This is a genomic window from Roseateles sp. P1_C1_2, from assembly GCF_056406535.1.
Genome location: NZ_JBFUAB010000002.1, coordinates 246,498 through 266,241, shown reverse-complemented (window position 1 = coordinate 266,241; position 19,744 = coordinate 246,498). Strand labels below are relative to the sequence as shown.

The window sequence follows — 19,744 nt, the reverse complement described above, 5'->3', positions numbered from 1 at the left end:
CCATGGCCGCCCATCTCGACCTCGAAGAACAAGAACAACTTGAACAACTCAAAGCGTTCTGGAAGCGCTGGGGCAACCTCATCACCTGGGGGCTGACGATCGCCCTGGCCGCCGTCGCCGCCTGGCAGGGCTGGCAGATGTACCAGCGCGACCAGGCCGCCAAGGCCGGCGCGATGTACGACGAATTCGACCGCGCCCTGGCCGCACAGGACCTCGACAAGGCCGCCGTCGCCGCTGGCGATCTGAAGGCCCGTTACGGCGGCACCGGCTATGCAGCCCAGGCCGGCCTGCAGGTCGCCAAGCTGCAGCTCGACAAGGGCAAGGCCGACGACGCCCGGCAGAGCCTGACCTGGGTGGCCGAGCAGGGCGCCGAGGGCGGCGCCTACCGCGACGTGGCGCGCCTGCGCCTGGCTGGCCTGCAGATCGATGCCAAGGCCTATGACGAGGCCGGCAAGACGCTGGACGCGATCAAGTCGACCGACTTCGCCGCGCTGGTGGCCGACCGCCGTGGCGACCTGCTGCTGCTGCAGGACAAGCGCGACGCCGCCAAGGCCGAATACCAGAAGGCGCTGGCCGGTCTGGACAAGACCCAGGACTACCGCCGCATCATCGAGGCCAAGCTGGCCACGCTGGGCGTGCCCACCGCCGTCGAAGCGACCGGAGCCGCGCAATGAGGCGCGCCGTCCTGATCTCGCTGCTGGCAGCTTCGCTGTCGGGCTGCTCCACGATCAGCTCGACGTGGAACAACTGGTTCGGCGACGAGAAGAGCAAGCCGGCCGCGCTGGAGACGCTGTCCGGCCCGGCCAGCGGCCGCATCGTCTGGAGCGCCAAGGGCGACAACATCAATTTCAACCTCAGCATCGTCACGCTGGCTGACCGCTTCGTCGTGGCCAGCAGCGATGGCCAGGTGCGGGCGCTGGATGTGGCCGATGGCCGCGAGCTGTGGCGTGGTGACATTGGCAGCAAGCTGGCTGCAGGCGTCGGCAGCGATGGCCGCTTTGCCGCCGTCGTCAACCGCGACAACGAACTCGTCGTGCTGGACAACGGCCGCGTGGTCTGGAAGAAGGCCCTGCCGACGCCCGTCGTCGCCGCGCCGCTGGTGGCCGGCGAGCGCGTCTTCGCGCTGACGCTGGACCGCCAGGTGCTGGCTTTCGACGCGCTGGACGGCCGCAAGATCTGGGAACTCAAGCGTCCCGGCGAGCCGCTGACGCTGGCCAAGGCCGGCGTGCTGCTGGCCTACAAGGACACGCTGATCGTCGGCCAGGGCCCGCGCCTGGCCGGTGTCGACCCCGTCAAGGGCCAGCTGCGCTGGGAAGCCAGCGTGGCCACGCCGCGCGGCACGAATGAGGTCGAACGCCTGGCCGATCTGGTCGGCCCGGCCGTGCGCCAGGGTGAGCTGATCTGTGCCCGCGCCTTCCAGTCCTCGGTGGGCTGCGTGAACGCCGAGCGCGGCAGCGCGCTGTGGAACCGCGTCGTCGGCGGCACGAATGGCATCGGCGCCGACTCGCAAGTCGTCGTGGCCGGTGATGCCTCCGACCGCCTGTCGGCCTGGAAGCTGGCCAATGGCGACCTGGCCTGGTCGGCCGATCAGTTCCAGCGCCGCAAGCTGTCCGAACCCGTGGTGATGGCCAAGCAGGTGCTGGTCGGCGATTTCGATGGCCTGGTCCATCTGATCGACCGCGATACCGGCAAGACGCGTTCGCGTCTGTCCACCGACGGCTCGCAGGTCGTCACCATCGCGCTGCAGGGCGAGACGGCCCTGGTCGCGACCAAGAGTGGCGGTCTGTTCGCCATCAAGGCCGAATGAAACCTGTCATTGCCCTGGTCGGCCGCCCCAATGTGGGCAAGTCGACGCTGTTCAATCGCCTGACCAAGTCGCGCGACGCCATCGTGGCCGACTTCGCCGGCCTGACGCGCGACCGCCACTACGGTGACGGCCGCCTGGGCGACCGCGAGTTCATCTGCATCGACACCGGCGGCTTCGAACCCGACAGCAGCAGCGGCATCGTCAAGGAGATGGCCAAGCAGACCAAGCAGGCCGTCGCCGAGGCCGATGCGGTCATCTTCGTCGTCGACATCCGCCTGGGCCTGTCGGCCCACGACAGCGACATCGCGCGCTATCTGCGCAGCGTCAACAAGCGCGTGCACCTGGCCGTCAACAAGGCCGAGGGCATGAGCGAGTCGCCGCTGCTGGCCGAGTTCCACGAACTCGGCATGGGCGAACCGCACCCGATCTCGTCGGCCCACGGCCAGGGCATCCGCAGCCTGCTGGACGCCGTGCTGGAGCCCTTCGAGGACACCAGCGAGGAGTTCGGCGCCGGGCCGCAGCAGAACGACGTCATCCGCCTGGCGGTGGCCGGCCGCCCCAATGTGGGCAAGAGCACGCTGATCAACACCTGGCTGGGCGAGGAGCGCCTCGTCGCCTTCGACATGCCGGGCACGACGCGCGACGCCATCACGGTGGACTTCGAGCGCAACGGCCAGAAGTTCAAGCTCATCGACACCGCCGGCCTGCGCCGCAAGGGCAAGGTCTTCGAGGCCATCGAGAAGTTCTCGGTCGTCAAGACGCTGCAGGCCATCGCCGACGCCCATGTCGTGCTGCTGCTGCTGGACGCGACCCAGGGCGTGACCGACCAGGACGCCCACATCGCCGGCTACATCCTCGACAGCGGCCGCGCCGTGGTCGTCGCGATCAACAAGTGGGACGCCGTCGACAGCTACCAGCGCGAGACGCTGCAGCGCCAGATCGAGCAGCGCCTGGTGTTCCTGAAGTTCGCACCGATGCACAACATCTCGGCGTTGAAACGCCAGGGCCTGTCGGCGGTGTGGAACTCGCTGGCTGATTCCTATGCCTCGGCCTACCGCAAGATGACGACGCCGGTGCTGACCCGCCTCGTCCAGGAGGCCGTCGAGCACCAGCAGCCCAAGCGCTCGGGCGTTTCGCGCCCCAAGATGCGCTATGCCCACCAGGGCGGCCAGAACCCGCCCATCGTCGTCATTCACGGCAATGCGCTGGACGGCGTCACCGAGGTCTACAAGCGCTATCTCGAAGGCCGCATCCGCGCGCACTACAAATTGGTCGGCACGCCGCTGAAGATAGAGCTACGTTCTTCGAAGAATCCCTTCGACGAAAAGACCTAGGCTGACCTCCGGAGGGATAGAGGCGCTGTGTTAAGGTCTTACCCGTAGTCCCCCATCCCCCCGAATAACTCGGAGCATACCGATGAGCAACAAAGGCCAACTTTTGCAGGACCCCTTTTTGAACCTGCTCCGCAAAGAGCATGTGCCCGTCTCGATCTACCTCGTGAACGGCATCAAGCTCCAAGGCCACATCGAATCGTTTGACCAGTACGTCGTCCTGCTGCGCAACACCGTGACGCAGATGGTCTACAAGCACGCGATTTCCACTGTCGTGCCGGGCCGCGCAGTCAACTTCCACGCTGGCGACGCTCCCGCGGACGCCTGATCACCACACCCTTGTCCGCGACCTCTGCCCACGACGCGACGCCGCCCTCCGAGGCGGCGCGCGCCATTCTTGTGGGTGTCGATTTCGGTCGCCACCGCGCTTCCCAGGGCTTCGATGAGAGCCTGGATGAACTGGCACTGCTGGCGGAATCCGCCGGCGACACGCCCGTCGCCAAGGTCATCGCGCGCCGCCCGGCGCCCGATGCGGCGCTGTTTGTCGGCTCCGGCAAGGCCGACGAGATCAAGCTGCTCGTGCAGGCCCACCAGGCCCACACGGTGCTGTTCGATCAGGCCATCTCGCCGGCCCAGCAGCGCAACCTGGAGCGCGTGCTCGGCGTGCCCGTGGCCGATCGCACCGCACTGATCCTCGAGATCTTTGCCGCCCGTGCGCAAAGCCACGAGGGCAAGCTGCAGGTCGAGCTGGCGCGGCTGCAATACCTGGCCACGCGCCTGGTGCGGCGCTGGAGCCACCTGGAGCGCCAGAGCGGCGGCATCGGCATGCGCGGCGGCCCTGGCGAGGCCCAGATCGAGCTGGACCGTCGCATGATCGACGAGCGCATCAAGAAGACCAAGGAACGCCTGAAGCAGGTGCAGCGCCAGCGCGGCACGCAGCGCAAGGCGCGCTCGCGCAACGGCGTCTTCAAGGTCTCGCTGGTCGGCTACACCAACGCGGGCAAGAGCACGCTGTTCAACGCGCTGACCAAGGCGCGCGCCTATGCGGCCAACCAGCTGTTCGCGACGCTGGACACGACGACGCGCTCGCTCTACCTGGAGCAGGCCGCGGCCAGCGTTTCCTTGTCAGACACCGTGGGCTTCATCCGCGACCTGCCGCACAAGCTCGTCGAGGCCTTCCGCGCCACGCTGCAGGAGGCGGCCGATGCCGACCTGCTGCTGCACGTCGTCGACGCCGCCAGCCCGGTGCTGGAGGAGCAGATGGCCGAGGTCGAGCGCGTGCTCGCCGAGATCGGCGCGGCCGACGTGCCGCAACTGCTGGTCTACAACAAGCAGGACCTGCTGCCCGACGACCAGCGCCCGCGCGACATCGTCGACGCCGTGCTGCGCGCCAACGGCAGCACCGAGCCGACGCCACGCGTCTTCGTCAGCGCCCTGGACGGCAGCGGCCTGGCCGAGTTGCGCCAGCTGATTGCGACCGCCATGCAGACCCAGCCCTTGATTCCCGACGAACGGGACCCACGTTTCGACGTTGATCCGTCGGATCTCGATCCCGAGCCCTCTTCCTCAGACCCCTCGCAGGCATGAGCAGCACTTCCCACACACCGCCCCGCAGCTCCTGGGTTCAGCGCCTGATGACTCCCGTCGCGCGTGCCGCGGGCCGGCTGCTGAACAATGGCCGCAATGACGGCCCGCCCGATCTCGACGAGCTCTGGCGCGACTTCAACCGCAAGCTCTCGGGCATGTTCGGCGGCAAGTCCGGCGGGCCGTCCGGCCCCAGCGGTTCCGGTGGTTCACCCGACATGAAGGGTGCGGGCATCGGCGTCGGCCTCATCGCCGGCGTTGTGGCGCTGGGCTGGCTGGCCAGCGGTTTCTTCATCGTGCAGGAAGGCCAGCAGGGCGTCGTCACCTCCTTCGGCAAGTTCAGCAAGACCGTCGAGGCCGGCTTTCAGTGGCGCCTGCCTTACCCCTTCCAGGCGCACGAGATCCAACCGGTCTCGCAACTGCGCCAGGTCGAGGTGGGCCGCAGCTCGGTTGTCGCGGCCACCGGCCTGCGCGACTCGTCCATGCTGACCCAGGACGAGAACATCGTCGACATCCGCTTCACGGTGCAGTTCACCATCAAGAACCTGAAGGACTTCCTGTTCGAGAACCGCGACCCCGAGCAGGCGGTACTGCTGGCCGCCGAATCGGCCGTGCGCGAGATCGTCGGCAAGAACACCATGGACTCGGTGCTCTATGAGCAGCGCGATGCCATCGCGACCGAACTGGTCAAGTCCATCCAGGCCCAGCTGGACCGTCTCAACGCCGGCATCCAGATCAAGAACGTCAACGTGCAGAGCGTGCAGCCGCCCGAACAGGTCCAGGCCGCCTTCGAGGACGCGTTCAAGGCCAACGCCAACCGCGAGCAGCTGAAGAACGAGGCCCAGGCCTATGCCAACGATGTGATCCCGCGCGCCCGCGGCGACTCCGCGCGGCTGCGCGAGCAGTCCGAGGGCTACAAGGCCCGCGTCATCGCGACCGCCGAGGGTGATGCGCAGCGCTTCAAGAGCGTGCTGGCCGAGTACCAGAAGGCGCCCCAGGTCACCCGCGACCGCCTCTACATCGACGCGATGCAGCAGGTCTACACCAATGTCAGCAAGGTCATGGTGGACAGCAAGAGCGGCTCCAACCTGCTCTATCTGCCGCTGGACAAGCTGCTGCAGCAGGGCAGCAGCGGCAGCGTGACCGTCTCCGCGCCGCAGCCGACCAGCGTGCCCGAGCCGCAGACACTGCCTGCTGCCGCCGACCCGCGCAGCCGTGACAACCAGCGCAGCCGCGACGGCCGCTGATCGAGGACCATCCGAATGAACCGTATTGCCGCCATCCTCGCCGGCGCCATCGTCGTGCTGATGCTGCTGTCGTCGACGCTCTTCATCGTCGACCAACGCCAGTTCGCCGTCATCTATGCGCTGGGCGAGATCAAGGAAGTCGTCACGGAGCCGGGCCTGAAGTTCAAGCTGCCGCCGCCGGTGCAGAACGTCGTCATGCTGGACCGTCGCGTGCAGACGCTGGACAGCCCTGAGTCGCGCCCCATCTTCACGGCCGAGAAGAAGAGCCTGGTCATCGACTGGCTCATCAAGTGGCGCATCACCGAGCCGCGCCAGTTCATCCGCAACAACGGCTCCGACATCCGCAACGTCGAGAACCGCCTCGCTCCCATCGTGCAGGCCGCCTTCAACGAGGAAGTGACCAAGCGCACCGTCATCGGCGTGCTGTCCGCCGAGCGCGACAAGATCATGAACGACGTCCGCAAGCGCCTGGCCGACGAAGCCAAGCAGTTCGGCATCGAGGTCGTCGACGTGCGCATCAAGCGCGTGGACTTCGCGTCCACCATCACCGACTCGGTCTACCGCCGCATGGAGTCGGAGCGCAAGCGCGTGGCCAACGAGACGCGCTCGACCGGCGCCGCCGAGGGCGAGAAGATCAAGGCCGATGCCGATCGCCAGCGCGAAATCATCGTGGCCGAAGCCTACCGGGACGCTCAGCTGATCAAGGGCGAGGGCGATGCCAAGGCCTCGGCCCTGTACGCCGAAGCCTTCGGTCGCGACCCGCAGTTCGCCCAGTTCTACCGCTCGCTGGAGGCCTACCGCGCCAGCTTCAGCAAGAAGAGCGACGTGATGGTCGTCGACCCGAACAGCGACTTCTTCAAGGCCATGCGGGGATCCGGCTCCGCACCCGCCGCCGCGCCCGCGCGCAAGTGACGGAACTGCTCACCGCGCTCGCGCTGGTGATGGTCATCGAGGGGCTGATGCCGCTGATCAGCCCGGCGCGCTGGCGCGAGGTGTTCAGCCGCATCCTGGCGCTGAGCGATGGCCAGATCCGTTTCATCGGTCTGGCCAGCATCCTGATGGGCCTTTTCGGACTGCTCTGGTTGCGCTGATCTGAAGGCTGGGGCCGAAATGGCATAGGTACAATGCCGTTTTTAACCGCCTAGCCTGCGCCCATGTCCTCTGCTTGGCTGCTGCCCGAGCACATTGCCGATGTCCTGCCTTCGCAGGCGCGCCGCATCGAAGAGCTGCGTAGAGAGCTGCTCGACATGGCCCGCGGCTATGGCTGCGAGCTGGTCATCCCGCCGCTGCTGGAGCACCTCGACTCCTTGCTGTCCGGCACCGGGAGCGGCTCCGACATCAAGCTTTTCAAGCTGGTCGACCAGCTCTCCGGCCGCTCGCTCGGCCTGCGTGCCGACACGACGCCCCAGGTCGCCCGTATCGACGCCCATCTGCTGAACCGCCAGGGCGTGACCCGGCTGTGCTACTGCGGCCCCGTGGCGCACACGCGTCCCGACGGCCTCAACACCAGCCGCGAGCCGCTGCAGTTCGGTGTCGAGATCTACGGCCATGCCGGTCTGGAAGCCGACCTGGAGGTGCATGAGCTGGCGCTGGACGCGCTGCGCCGCGCCGGCCTGAGCGATGTGATGCTGGACCTCGGCGACGCGCGCCTGCTGCAGGGCGTGCTCGACGGCGTCAAGCTGGCGCCCGAGACGCTGGAAGCGCTGACCGCGGCGCTGGCCGCCAAGGACCTGGCGGCGCTGTCGGCCCTCAGTGTCGACATGCCGGCCGTGACGCGCGACGCCTTGCTGGCCCTGCCCAGCTTGTTCGGGGGGCGCGAGGTGCTGGCCGAGGCGGCGCGCCGCCTGCCTGCGCATCCGCTCGTCAAGGCGGCGCTGGCCGACCTGGAGTGGTTGGCGGGCCATCTGGCTGCCGTCCACCCCGAGGTGGCGCTGGGCTTCGACCTGGCCGATCTGCAGGGCTATGCCTACTACACCGGCATCCGCTTCGCCGCCTATGCGTCGGGCTGCTCCGATGCCGTGCTGCGTGGCGGCCGCTACGACGAGGTCGGTGCTGCCTTCGGCCGTCGCCGCCCCGCCGTGGGCTTCAGCCTGGACCTGAAGACGCTGGTGACGCTGGTGCCGGCCACGCCTTTGCGCGCGGCGGTGCGCGCGCCATGGGGCGAGGACGCCTCGCTGCGCCAGGCCGTTCGCAGCCTGCGCGAGCAGGGCGAAACGGTGGTGTGCGTTTTGCCCGGGCATGAGCACGAGGCCGATGAATTCGACTGTGACCGCGAGCTGGTTCGCGAGCACACTCAGTGGGTTGTCCGAACGCTGTAAGGCGCGGCGACCACCAATCCTTTCAAGCTAGACAGGCAATCAACATGAGCCAAACCGCGCGTGGACGCAATGTGGTCGTCGTCGGCACCCAATGGGGTGACGAGGGCAAGGGCAAGGTCGTGGACTGGATGACGGATCACGCCCAGGGCGTGGTGCGCTTCCAGGGCGGCCACAACGCCGGCCACACGCTGGTCATCAAGGGCGTGAAGACGGCGCTGCAATTGATCCCCAGCGGCATCATGCGCGACGGCGTGGCCTGCTATATCGGCAATGGCGTCGTGGTGGACCCGACCCATCTGCTGACCGAGATCGAGCGCCTGGAAGCCGCCGGCGTCGAGGTGCGTTCGCGCCTCTTCATCAGCGAATCCTGCCCGCTGATCCTGCCCTTCCACGTCGCCGTGGACAAGGCGCGCGAGCAACTGCGCGAGACCAGCGGCAGCGGCAAGATCGGCACGACCGGCAAGGGCATCGGCCCGGCCTACGAAGACAAGGTCGCCCGCCGCGCGCTGCGCGCCCAGGACCTGAAGCACCCCGAGCGCTTCGCCAAGAAGCTGCGCGAGCTGCTGGACCTGCACAACTTCGCGCTGTCGGGTTATCTGAAGGGTGAGCCGCTCGCCTTCGAACCCATCTTCGAGCAGGCCATGAAGATGGCCGAGGCCATCAAGCCCATGCTGGCCGACGTCGGCTACATGATCCACAAGGCCAGCAAGGCCGGCGCCAACATCCTGTTCGAGGGTGCCCAGGGCACGCTGCTGGACATCGACCACGGCACCTACCCCTATGTGACGTCCAGCAACTGCGTGGCCGGCAATGCCGCCGCCGGTGCCGGCGTGGGCCCGCAGATGCTGCATTACATGCTGGGCATCACCAAGGCCTACACGACCCGTGTCGGCTCCGGTCCCTTCCCGACCGAGCTGGACTGGGAAGCGCCCGGTACGGTGGGCTATCACCTGTCCACCGTCGGCCAGGAGCGCGGCACCGTCACCGGCCGTGCGCGCCGCTGCGGCTGGCTGGATGCGGCTGCGCTGAAGCGTTCCATCATCATCAACGGCATCACCGGCCTGTGCCTGACCAAGCTCGACGTGCTGGACGGCCTGACCGAGATCAAGATGTGCGTGGGCTACCAGCTCGATGGCAAGCTGCTCGACATCCTGCCGCTGGACGCCGACGAGATCGAGGCCTGCGAGCCGGTGTTCGAGACCTTCCCGGGCTGGACCGAGACCAGCTTCGGCGTGACGTCCTGGGACGCGCTGCCGGCCAATGCGCGCAGCTACCTGAAGCGCGTGGAAGAAGTCATCGGCGCGCCCATCGACATGGTCTCGACCGGCCCCGACCGCGAGCACACCATCGTGCTGCGCCACCCCTATTCCGCCTGATTACCATCACACCAACGGAGACAACGCCACCATGTTGACCGACGACGGCAAACACCTCTACGTATCCTGGGACGAGTACCACCTGCTGACCGAGCGCCTCGCGCTCAAGGTGCACGCCTCGGGCTGGCAGTTCGACCAGATCCTCTGCCTGGCTCGCGGCGGCATGCGCCCGGGCGACGTGCTGTCGCGCGTGTTCGACAAGCCGCTGGGCATCATGTCCACCAGCTCCTACCGCGCCGAGGCCGGCACCATCCAGGGTCGCCTGGACATGGCCAAGTACATCACCATGCCCAAGGGCGAGCTGGCCGGCCGCGTGCTGCTGGTCGACGACCTGGCCGATTCGGGCGTCACGCTGAAGGCCGTCGTCGAGCGCCTGCGCGGCATGCCGTCCATCACCGAGCTGCGCTCGGCGGTCATCTGGACCAAGCAGGTGTCGGCCTACACGCCGGACTACTACTGCGAGATGCTCGAGACCTCGCCCTGGATCCACCAGCCGTTCGAGGAATACGACGGCATGGGGCCGGAGCAGCTGGCGAAGAAGTTCGCTGTTTGAATCGACTGAAGATGGGCGTCAGGCAAGACTCGCCGAAGCGCCCATCGAGGGCGCATCGGCGGGGACTCGGTCACGCAAGCGCGACCCCGGCTTGGAGCGCAGCTCCAAGCCCTTCTCGTCCTCACGCGATGTCCACTGGACATCGCTTCCTGGACCCCAAAACAAAAAAGGCCAGCGCGATGCGCTGGCCTTTTTCTTTTGTTTTGGTGCCCAGGAGAGGACTCGAACCTCCACGGAGTTACCCGCTAGTACCTGAAACTAGTGCGTCTACCAATTCCGCCACCTGGGCAAGGTGCTCAAAACTTCTAGCGAAGTCCTGAGCCGTTTCAGGAAAACCGAGATCCTATCATCAAAAACTTGAAGAACGCAAATTCATCGTCTACGGGCGACGGGGCCGGCCTGCTCGGCGAGGTCGAAGGCACGCTGCAGGGCCACCGTGATGGCCACGGCTTCCTGATCCCCGACGACGGCTCTTCGGACATCTATCTGTCCTCGCAGGAAACCCATGCCGTCATGCATGGCGACCGCCTCAGGGTGCGCGTCGTGCGCTTCGACAAGCGCGGCCGACCCGAGGGCAAGGTGCTGGAGATCCTCGAGCGCAAGAAACGGCCGCTGATCGGCCGGCTGCTGCTCGAGTCCGGCATCTGGCTCGTCGCGCCCGAAGACCGGCGCATGGGGCAGGACATCCTGATTCCGAAGAACGGCATCGCCAACGCGACCGCCGGCCAGGTCGTCGCCGTCGAGCTGACCGAGCCGCCATCGCTGTATTCGCAGCCGGTGGGGCGCGTCGTCGAGGTGCTGGGCGAGATCGACGACCCCGGCATGGAGATCGAGATCGCGGTGCGCAAGTACGACGTGCCGCATCGCTTCAGCCCCGAGACGCTGACCCAGTCCGCCAAGCTGCCCGAGAAGCTGCGCGCCGCCGACCTCAAGCACCGCATCGACCTGCGCGACGTGCCCCTCGTCACCATCGACGGCGAGGACGCGCGCGACTTTGATGACGCCGTCTATTGCGAGCCCTTCAAGCAGGGCCGCGGCAAGAAGGCCATCGAGGGCTGGCGCCTGCTCGTCGCCATCGCCGACGTGTCGCATTACGTGAAGCCCGGCGAGCCGCTGGATGCCGATGCCTACGAGCGCGCCACCTCGGTCTACTTCCCGCGCCGCGTCATCCCGATGCTGCCGGAAAAGCTGTCCAACGGCCTGTGCTCGCTGAACCCGTATGAAGACCGGCTCAGCATGGTCTGCGACATGCTGGTGTCCAGCGACGGCACGGTCGCGGCCTACCAGTTCTACCCGGCGGTGATCTGCTCGCATGCGCGCTTCACCTACACCGAGGTCGCGGCCGTGCTGGCCAACACCCATGGCCCCGAGGCCGCCAAGCGGCGTGAGCTGGTGCCGCATCTGCTGCATCTGCACGAGGTCTACCGCGCGCTGCTGGCCGAGCGCCACCGCCGCGGCGCCATCGACTTCGAGACCACCGAGACGCAGATCGTCTGCGACGACAACGGCCGCATCGAGAAGATCATCCCGCGCACGCGCAACGATGCGCACCGGCTGATCGAGGAGGCCATGCTGGCCGCCAACACCTGCTCGGCGGACTTCATCCAGTCCAGCAAGCACCATTCGCTCTTCCGCGTGCACGAAGGCCCGACGCCGGAGAAGCGCCAGACGCTGCAGAACTATCTGCGCTCGCTGGGCATCTCGGTGGGCATCTCCGACGACCCGTCGCCGCGCGAATACCAGCAGCTCGCCGAGGCCACCAAGGACCGGCCCGACGCGCAGCAGATCCACACCATGCTGCTGCGCTCCATGCAGCAGGCCATCTACACAGGCGTCAACTCCGGCCACTTCGGCCTGGCCTACCCGGCCTACACCCACTTCACCAGCCCGATCCGGCGCTACCCCGACCTGCTCGTCCACCGCGTCATCAAGTGCCTGCTGGCGAACAAGCGCTACACGCTGGACCCGGCCAAGATGAATGTGCCGCAGGCGCCCAAGCGCCCGGGCCGGCCGCCGCCGCCCAACCCGGCGGACGCGCGCAACGACGCGGAGCGCTGGGAAGTGGTCGGCGCGCATTGCAGTGCCAATGAGCGCCGCGCCGATGAGGCCAGCCGTGACGTCGAGGCCTGGCTCAAGTGCCGCTATATGCGCGACCGCCTCGGCGAGGAATTCGCCGGCACCGTCAGCGCGGTCACGTCCTTCGGCCTGTTCGTGCAGCTGGACGCGCTCTACGTCGAAGGCCTGGTCCACATCACCGAGCTCGGTGGCGAGTACTACCGCTTCGACGAGGTGCGCCAGGAACTGCGCGGCGAGCGCACCGGCATCCGCTACGCCACCGGCGCGCGCGTGCAGGTGCAGGTCAGCCGCGTGGACCTGGATGGCCGCCGCATCGACTTCCGCCTGGTGCGCGACAGCGACGAGGCGCGGCCGCCCAGCCGCGGCGGCGCCAAGCCCGCGGGCAAGCCTTCGGGCAAGGTGCCGGCCAAGAAGCGCGCTCCCAAGACGGCCGTCGAGACGCTGGACGAAGTGCGCCAGACCGACCGTGACGTGAAGAAGAGCCGCAAGGAGGTCATCGCGGCCCTGCATCCGGTCAAGGCGGCTCAGCAGGCTGCCAAGCGGCAGGCCAGCAAGGCGTCGAAGAAGACGGCGACGAAGTCAGCGCCGCGCAAGCGCCGCTAGGCGCTCGATGAGGTCGCCGGCGCGCAGTACGCCGGCAACCTCACCCGCGCGGGCGTGGGCTTCCACGCCGGCGCAGGCGATCGCATGGGCGCTGGCGTCCGGTTCCTGAGCCCACAGCCCGCCCAGCCAGCCGGCCAGCACGTCGCCGCTGCCGGCCGTTGCCAAGGCCGGGCCGCCGCTGGCACAGATCGCGGGGCGCTCGGCCGGTGAGGCGACGATGCTGCCGGAACCCTTGAGGACGACGGTGCAGCCATAGTGCTGGGCCAAGTCGCGCGCGGCGGCGAGTCGGTCAGCCTGCAGGCCGGCGGTGTCACGGTGCAGCAGCCGGGCGGCTTCCAGCGGGTGCGGCGTCAGCAGCGTGCTGCCGGCGGACCGGGCTTTCAGCAGCGCCTGCAGTCCGGCATCGGCGGCGATGGCGTTCAGCGCATCGGCATCCAGCACCAGGCGCGGCAAGGTCTGCAGCAGCGAGGGCAGGGCAGGAGCGATGGCGTCGCCGGCGCCGCAGCCGATGACGCCCACGGCCTGGGGTAGGTCGGCGAGTCGTCCACGCATCAGCTCGGGTCGGCCCGGGTCGGCGACCTCGCCGTCGGGCAAGCCCAGCAGGTCCACGTAGACGCGTCCGGCGCCGCAGGCCAGCGCGGCCCGTGCAGCCAGCCGCGCGGCGCCCTGCATGCCAGGAGCTCCACCCACCACCAGCACCTGGCCGTGGCTGCCCTTGTGGCTGGTGGGGCTGCGCTGCGGCGGGGTCGCCGGCCCCAGCAGGTCGGCAGTGGGCGGCTCGTCGGGCGCGACGCCCAGGTCGTCGAACCAGATGCGCCCGCAATGCGCGCGACCTTCGCCGGTGAAGAGGCCGGGTTTGAGGGTCAGCAGCGTGAGCGTGTGGTCGGCCCGCACGGCATGGTCACCCGCGGCCTGGCCGGTATCGGCCAACAGGCCGCTGGGCAGGTCGACGGCAAGGATGGGTACGCCGCAGGCGGCCATCGCGGCGAAGGTGACGAGCATCTCGACGGACGGGCCTCGGTTCAGGCCCAGGCCCAGCAATGCGTCGATGACCAGGGACGGATTGGTGGGCGCTTCATGGCTCACATGCACCGGCACGCCAGCCTCGGCCAGGCGCCGCGCCGCCACCAGCCCGTCGCCGCCGTTGTTGCCCGGGCCGCAGGCGATCCAGACCGGCCCAGGCCCCGTTCGCAGCGCCAGCGCCAGCTTCGCAACGGCCAGGCCGGCGCGCTCCATCAGGTCGGGCGAATGGACGAGGGCGCGCGCCTCGATGCGCCGGCTGGTGGCGACGTCGAACAGGGGGAGGTTGCAATCCGTGGGCAGCAGCGCGTGCATGCCCGCGAGCTTAGGCGAGTCTTTGCGGGCCGAGGGCGGCAATGTCCAGCGCGGGCGCCAGGCCGGCGATCTGCCGGGCCAGGACCTGGGCGCTGCCACAGGCCAGGCCCCAGCCGAGGCCGCCCAGCGAGAGGTTGAGCCACAGGCCCGCTCGCTGGCTGGCACCGAGCACGGGCAAGCCGTCGGCCGACAGTGCGCGGCGGCTCTGGCCCTGCTGCACCTGCTGGTGCATGACCGAGCCGGGGAACCAGTGCTGCAGGCCGCGGTGCAGGGCCTCGAAGTCCGGGGCCACCCGGGCGCGGGCGTCGGTGACGGCCAGGCCGCCGGTCACGCGCACGCGCTGGCCGGTGCGGGCGATGGCCAGGCCCAGCGTGGGGTCGATCCAGCCGGCCTTGGGGCCGAGGTCGGGGTGGGCCTCGAGCAGGCGCAGCGGCGCGGTGACGGAGGCTTCGTGCTGTGCCGCCAGCGGCAGGCGCTGACCCAGCAAGGCGGCCGCGTCCAGGCCGTTGCACAGCACCACGGCATCGAAGCGTTCGTCCTGCGGGCCGGGGAACTGGGGCAGGGTGTCGCCGGCGTCGCGCTCGGCGCCGCGGATGGGTGCCTCCACGGGCGGTGTGTACTCGTGGCGCAGCGTCAGGCCAGCGCCGTCGGCGGCGACGGCGCGCACGGTGGTGTGAAAGCGAAACGCGGCGCCCAGGCGCTGGGCCTGCAGGCGCTGTTGCTGGGCGAAGAGGCGGGGATTGCCGGCGCCGCCCTGGGCAAAGGCCAGGGCGGCCGCCAGCGGCGCGTCGGCGTTCAGGCCGGGCTCGCGCAGTCGGGCCTCACCGGCTTCGATGAGTTCGACCTGCAGGCCCAGGGCCTTCCAGCCCTCCAGCCGCGCCTGCGCAGCCGCCACGCGCTTGGCATCGGTCAGCGCGACCAGCAGGCCCTGGGTGGCTTCGTCGTCCAGGCCCGGTTCGCGGCGCAGTTCGGCGCTGCGGGCCAGGCCCAGTTGGCTCAGCGCGACGAGCTGGCTCGCCGCATCGCTCGCACCCCGCCCCGCCCGCCAGCGGCGAAAGCGAAAGTTGAGGGGCGCGGCGGACGTCGTGTCCGCCAGATTGGGCACAAAGGGCGAGAGCAGGGCGCTGCTGGCAAAGCTGGCCTGCTCGGCGACGCTGCCGCCGCGCTCGAAGACCTGCACCTGGAGCCCCAGGGCGGCCAGTTCGTAGGCCGTCGTCACGCCAGCCAGACCGGCGCCGACCACCGCGACACGGCGGCTCAAGCGTTCACCCGGCGGGAAGCGCTGACGGGCAAGCTGACGGCCGCTGCGGAGCGGCTTCGGCTGGGGAGGGCCATGGGTTTGTGTATACTCTGCGGGTTTTGCCGGGGGTGCTTCGCTGTTTCAGCGTTGCCAGGTCTCGGCAGAACGGTTGTGAGGGTGTTGTGGCTGAATCGTTCGGTCGCCACCGTCGCAACAAATCGCAAACCGGCCACGCAAAGGTGTTGTGGTTTGCGGCACGGGATTTCAGTTGAGAAACAACTGTTTCCAGTCGCTGCAACGCAATTCGGGCCGGATTTTAGACACAACCTTCGGAGTAAGACCCATGTCTGTCACGATGCGCGAGATGCTGGAAGCCGGCGTCCATTTCGGCCACCAAACCCGCTTCTGGAATCCCAAGATGGCCCCGTATATCTACGGCCATCGCAACAAGATCCACATCATCAACCTCGAGAAGACGCTGCCTGCGTTCAACGATGCGATGAAGTTCGTGCGCTCGCTCGCTGCCAAGCGCGGCACGATCCTGATGATCGGCACGAAGCGCCAAGCCCGCGAGTTCATCGCTTCTGAAGCCCAGCGCGCCGGCATGCCCTATGTCGACTCGCGTTGGCTCGGCGGCATGATGACCAACTTCAAGACGGTCAAGACCTCCCTGAAGAACCTGAAGGACATGCAGGCCCAGATCGACGCCGGCACCCAGCCCGCGATCAAGAAGGAAGCCCTGCTGTTCCAGCGCGACATCGCCAAGCTGGAAAAGAACATCGGCGGCATCCAGGACATGACGGCTCTGCCCGACGCCATCTTCGTCATCGACGTCGGCTATCACAAGATTGCCGTTGCCGAAGCCAAGAAGCTCGGCATCCCGGTCATCGGCGTGGTTGACACCAACCACTCGCCCATCGGCATCGACTACGTCATCCCCGGCAACGACGACTCCGCCAAGGCTGTCGCTCTGTACGCCCGCGCCGTCGCTGACGCTGTGCTGGAAGGCAAGGCCAACGCCACGAACGAAGTGCTGGCCGCGGTTGCTCCCGCTGGCGACGAGTTCGTCGAGGTTTCCGAAGAGGCCTAAAGCCCTTTCGACCCTGCATCTGAAAGGGGCCGCGAGGCCCCTTTTGCCAACCGAAATCTGGAGATAGAAATGGCTGCAATCACTGCAAGCATGGTGGGCGAACTGCGTGCCCGCACCGACGCCCCGATGATGGAGTGCAAGAAGGCGCTGACCGAAGCCGAAGGCGATCTGGTCCGTGCTGAAGAGATCCTGCGCGTCAAGCTCGGCAACAAGGCCGGCAAGGCCGCGTCCCGCGTCACCGCCGAAGGCATCGTCGCCTCGGCCGTGGTCGGTGGCAACGGCGCCCTGATCGAAGTCAACTGCGAGACCGACTTCGTCTCGAAGAACGACGCCTTCCTGGCCTTCGTCAACGCCCTGGCCGGCCTGGTGGCTGAACAGAACCCGGCCGACGTGGCCGCCCTGTCGGCGCTGCCGCTGTCGCAGGAAGGCTTCGGCCCGACCGTGGAAGACGTGCGCAAAGGCCTGATCGGCAAGATCGGCGAGAACATGTCGATCCGCCGCTTCCAGCGCTACACCGGCGCCAAGCTGGCCTCTTACCTGCATGGCACGCGCATCGGCGTGATGGTCGAGTTCGAAGGTGACGACGTCGCCGCCAAGGACGTCGCCATGCACGTGGCCGCGATGAAGCCGGCCGCCCTGTCCAGCGCCGAAGTCTCGGCCGAGCTGGTCGCCAAGGAGCGCAAGATCGCCACCGAGAAGGCTGCCGAATCCGGCAAGCCGGCCGACATCGTCGCCAAGATGGTCGAAGGCTCGGTGCAGAAGTTCCTGAAGGAAGTCAGCCTGCTGGACCAGGTCTTCGTGAAGGCTGCCGACGGCAAGCAGACCGTCGCCGCCTACCTGAAGTCGGCCAACACGACGGTCAAGGGCTTCACGCTCTACGTCGTTGGCGAAGGCATCGAGAAGAAGGTCGACGACTTCGCGGCGGAAGTGGCTGCCCAGGTGGCAGCTGCAAAGGGTCAGTAAAGACTCTTGCGAAATGAAAGGGCGCCAAGTTGGCGCCCTTTAAACTTGCGGCCCACCATAGGCCCCCAAATACTGAGGACACCATGCCCGCGTACAAGCGCATTCTGCTCAAGCTCTCCGGCGAAGCCCTGATGGGTGACGACGCCTATGGCATCAATCGCGCGACCATCGTCCGCATGGTGCAGGAAATCCGCGAAGTGACGCAGATGGGCATCGAAGTCGCCGTCGTCATCGGCGGCGGCAACATCTTCCGCGGCGTCGCGGGCGGCTCGGTCGGCATGGACCGCGCCACCGCCGACTACATGGGCATGCTGGCCACGGTGATGAACTCGCTGGCCCTGGCCGACACGATGCGCCAGGAAGGCATGACCGCCCGCGTCATGTCCGCCATCGCCATCGAGCAGGTCGTCGAGCCCTATGTGCGCCCCAAGGCGCTGCAATACCTCGAAGAGGGCAAGGTCGTCGTCTTCGCCGCCGGCACCGGCAACCCCTTCTTCACGACCGACACGGCCGCGGCCCTGCGTGGTGCCGAGATCGGCGCCGAGATCGTGCTGAAGGCCACCAAGGTCGACGGCGTCTACACCGCCGACCCGAAGAAGGACCCGACCGCCACGCGCTACGCCCGCATCAGCTTCGACGAGGCCATCACGCGCAATCTGCAGGTCATGGACGGCGCCGCCTTCGCGCTGTGCCGCGACCAGAAGCTGCCGATCAAGGTGTTCAGCATCTTCAAGCCCGGTGCTCTGCGCCGCGTGGTGCAGGGCGAGGACGAAGGCACATTGGTGCACGTCTAAAACCTTAGTCAGTTGGGGACAGAGCTGCGCGCTGCCGCTCGGGCGGTCTGTCCCGCAAATTCATAGGTATCGATCATGAGCATTGCCGACATCAAGAAGAACGCCGAGGCCAAGATGGCCAAGTCGGTGGAAGCCCTGAAGAACGAACTGCACAAGATCCGCACCGGTCGCGCCCACCCCGGCATCCTCGACCAGGTCAGCGTCGACTACTACGGCTCCATGGTGCCGATCTCGCAGGTGGCCAATGTGACGTTGCTGGACGCCCGCACCATCTCCGTGCAGCCCTGGGAAAAGGGCATGGGCCCCAAGATCGAGAAGGCCATCCGCGAGAGCGACCTGGGCCTGAACCCGGCCAGCCAGGGCGACCTGATCCGCGTGCCGATGCCGCCGCTGACCGAAGAGCGTCGCCGCGACCTGACCAAGGTCGTGCGCAATGCCGGTGAAGACGCCAAGGTGGCCGTGCGCAACCTGCGCCGCGATGCCAACGAGCATGCCAAGAAGCTGCTCAAGGACAAGGAAATCGGCGAGGACGACGAGCGTCGCAGCCTCGATGAAGTGCAAAAGCTCACCGACCGGGTGATTTCGGAGATCGACAAGCTGATCTCGGGCAAGGAAGCCGAGATCCTCGCGGTTTGAGCGCCGTCCTCATGGCGCAAGACCGCCCGGCGCCACCGCGCCATGTGGCCATCGTCATGGATGGCAACGGCCGCTGGGCCAAGAAGCGCTTCCTGCCGCGCTTCTTCGGCCACAAGGCCGGCGTGGACAGCCTCGTCAAGATCGTCCAGGCCTGCATCGACCGCGACATCGAATACGTCACCGTCTTCGCCTTCTCCAGCGAGAACTGGAAGCGGCCGAGCGACGAGGTCTCGGGTCTGATGGGCCTGGTGCTGGCCGCGGTAAGTCGCTATCTGGCCAAGATGGGCGCCATGGGTGTGCGCATCCGCATCGTCGGCGACCGTGACGCGGTGTCCGACAAGCTGCGCAATGCCTGGAACGAGGCCGAGACCAGCACGCTGCACAACACCAAGCTGACGCTCAACGTCGCCTTCAACTACGGCGGCCGCTGGGACATCGTGCAGGCCTGCAAGGCCGCGATCAAGGCCGGCGTGCAGCCCGACGAACTGACCGAAGCCAAGCTGTCGGAGTTCATGGCCATGAGCTATGCGCCCGACCCCGACCTCTTCATCCGCACCGGCGGCGAGGTGCGCATCAGCAACTTCCTGCTCTGGCAGGCGGCATATACCGAATTCGTGTTCTCGGACTGCCTGTGGCCCGAGTTCGGCGAGCGTGAACTGGACGCGGCCATCGCGGCCTTCCACGAGCGCGACCGTCGCTTCGGCGGCGTCAAAGAGGCGCCCGCCGCAGCCTGAGAAAAAATGATGCCCCCACGCTCGCTCCGCTCACTGCCCCCCGAGGGCGCGCGTCAG

At 67.6% G+C, this 19,744-nt stretch carries 19 protein-coding genes and 1 tRNA gene; 17 read left to right on the top strand and 3 right to left on the bottom strand.

Annotated elements, in window-relative coordinates; genetic code table 11:
* The first annotated feature begins 2 nt into the window (after nt 1–2).
* The 11 genes from AC1D2H_RS03030 (at nt 3) to AC1D2H_RS02980 (ending at nt 10,216) form a co-directional block, all read left to right on the top strand.
* Nucleotides 3–674, top strand: coding sequence for a YfgM family protein (locus AC1D2H_RS03030; protein ID WP_478009821.1), 672 nt, complete (start codon nt 3–5; stop codon nt 672–674).
* The gene (gene bamB, locus AC1D2H_RS03025; protein ID WP_477928449.1) at nt 671–1,807 is read left to right on the top strand and encodes an outer membrane protein assembly factor BamB; all 1,137 of its coding nucleotides are present in this window, start codon (nt 671–673) and stop codon (nt 1,805–1,807) included. Before AC1D2H_RS03030 ends, bamB begins: the two co-directional genes overlap by 4 nt.
* On the top strand, nt 1,804–3,141 hold the full coding sequence (gene der / locus AC1D2H_RS03020; protein WP_477928451.1) for a ribosome biogenesis GTPase Der: 1,338 nt from the start codon (nt 1,804–1,806) through the stop codon (nt 3,139–3,141). Before bamB ends, der begins: the two co-directional genes overlap by 4 nt.
* A gap of 82 nt (nt 3,142–3,223) precedes the next feature.
* On the top strand, nt 3,224–3,466 hold the full coding sequence (gene hfq / locus AC1D2H_RS03015) for an RNA chaperone Hfq (protein WP_056198163.1): 243 nt from the start codon (nt 3,224–3,226) through the stop codon (nt 3,464–3,466).
* Between the two features lie 11 nt (nt 3,467–3,477).
* Complete coding sequence (hflX, locus tag AC1D2H_RS03010) at nt 3,478–4,725, top strand: GTPase HflX (RefSeq protein WP_478009820.1); 1,248 nt, start codon at nt 3,478–3,480, stop codon at nt 4,723–4,725.
* Nucleotides 4,726–4,772: 47 nt separating this feature from the next.
* On the top strand, nt 4,773–5,969 hold the full coding sequence (hflK, locus tag AC1D2H_RS03005) for an FtsH protease activity modulator HflK (protein WP_477928455.1): 1,197 nt from the start codon (nt 4,773–4,775) through the stop codon (nt 5,967–5,969).
* 15 nt (nt 5,970–5,984) lie between these two features.
* Entirely contained in the window at nt 5,985–6,881 is an 897-nt protein-coding gene (gene hflC, locus AC1D2H_RS03000) for a protease modulator HflC (protein ID WP_478009819.1), read from the top strand.
* Nucleotides 6,878–7,060, top strand: coding sequence for a DUF2065 domain-containing protein (locus tag AC1D2H_RS02995; RefSeq protein ID WP_478009818.1), 183 nt, complete (start codon nt 6,878–6,880; stop codon nt 7,058–7,060). The genes hflC and AC1D2H_RS02995 overlap by 4 nt, the downstream gene beginning before the upstream one ends.
* 63 nt (nt 7,061–7,123) lie before the next feature.
* Entirely contained in the window at nt 7,124–8,287 is a 1,164-nt protein-coding gene (locus tag AC1D2H_RS02990; RefSeq protein ID WP_477928460.1) for an ATP phosphoribosyltransferase regulatory subunit, read from the top strand.
* A 44-nt stretch (nt 8,288–8,331) separates the two neighbouring features.
* Nucleotides 8,332–9,663: an adenylosuccinate synthase gene (locus AC1D2H_RS02985; protein WP_477928462.1), complete on the top strand. Its 1,332-nt coding sequence runs from the start codon at nt 8,332–8,334 to the stop codon at nt 9,661–9,663.
* A 31-nt stretch (nt 9,664–9,694) separates the two neighbouring features.
* Nucleotides 9,695–10,216, top strand: a complete 522-nt coding sequence (locus AC1D2H_RS02980; protein ID WP_119045448.1) for a phosphoribosyltransferase — start codon at nt 9,695–9,697, stop codon at nt 10,214–10,216.
* Between the two features lie 204 nt (nt 10,217–10,420).
* Here the strand turns inward: AC1D2H_RS02980 and AC1D2H_RS02975 are convergent.
* Nucleotides 10,421–10,505: transfer RNA gene (locus AC1D2H_RS02975), tRNA-Leu, on the bottom strand.
* Between the two features lie 68 nt (nt 10,506–10,573).
* On the opposite strand from AC1D2H_RS02975, the gene rnr reads away from it, so the two are divergent.
* Nucleotides 10,574–12,895: a ribonuclease R gene (rnr, locus tag AC1D2H_RS02970; RefSeq protein WP_478009817.1), complete on the top strand. Its 2,322-nt coding sequence runs from the start codon at nt 10,574–10,576 to the stop codon at nt 12,893–12,895.
* Here the strand turns inward: rnr and AC1D2H_RS02965 are convergent.
* Nucleotides 12,872–14,230 (bottom strand): NAD(P)H-hydrate dehydratase, encoded by a 1,359-nt coding sequence (locus tag AC1D2H_RS02965; RefSeq protein WP_478009816.1) that lies wholly within the window; start codon nt 14,228–14,230, stop codon nt 12,872–12,874. The genes rnr and AC1D2H_RS02965 overlap by 24 nt on opposite strands.
* 10 nt (nt 14,231–14,240) lie before the next feature.
* Nucleotides 14,241–15,491: an NAD(P)/FAD-dependent oxidoreductase gene (locus AC1D2H_RS02960; RefSeq protein ID WP_478009815.1), complete on the bottom strand. Its 1,251-nt coding sequence runs from the start codon at nt 15,489–15,491 to the stop codon at nt 14,241–14,243.
* Between the two features lie 322 nt (nt 15,492–15,813).
* Here AC1D2H_RS02960 and rpsB point away from each other — a divergent pair, with 322 nt between their 5' ends.
* The 5 genes from rpsB to uppS all read left to right on the top strand — a co-directional run bounded on the left by rpsB (nt 15,814) and on the right by uppS (nt 19,687).
* A complete protein-coding gene (rpsB, locus tag AC1D2H_RS02955; protein WP_444764063.1) occupies nt 15,814–16,560 on the top strand; it encodes a 30S ribosomal protein S2 in 747 nt (248 codons plus the stop codon).
* 69 nt (nt 16,561–16,629) lie between these two features.
* On the top strand, nt 16,630–17,523 hold the full coding sequence (gene tsf / locus AC1D2H_RS02950) for a translation elongation factor Ts (RefSeq protein WP_477928471.1): 894 nt from the start codon (nt 16,630–16,632) through the stop codon (nt 17,521–17,523).
* 83 nt (nt 17,524–17,606) lie between these two features.
* Entirely contained in the window at nt 17,607–18,317 is a 711-nt protein-coding gene (pyrH, locus tag AC1D2H_RS02945; RefSeq protein WP_119045460.1) for a UMP kinase, read from the top strand.
* Nucleotides 18,318–18,392: 75 nt separating this feature from the next.
* A complete protein-coding gene (gene frr, locus AC1D2H_RS02940; RefSeq protein ID WP_477928473.1) occupies nt 18,393–18,953 on the top strand; it encodes a ribosome recycling factor in 561 nt (186 codons plus the stop codon).
* A gap of 11 nt (nt 18,954–18,964) precedes the next feature.
* Nucleotides 18,965–19,687, top strand: coding sequence for a polyprenyl diphosphate synthase (gene uppS, locus AC1D2H_RS02935; protein ID WP_477928771.1), 723 nt, complete (start codon nt 18,965–18,967; stop codon nt 19,685–19,687).
* The last annotated feature ends 57 nt before the right edge of the window (nt 19,688–19,744 follow it).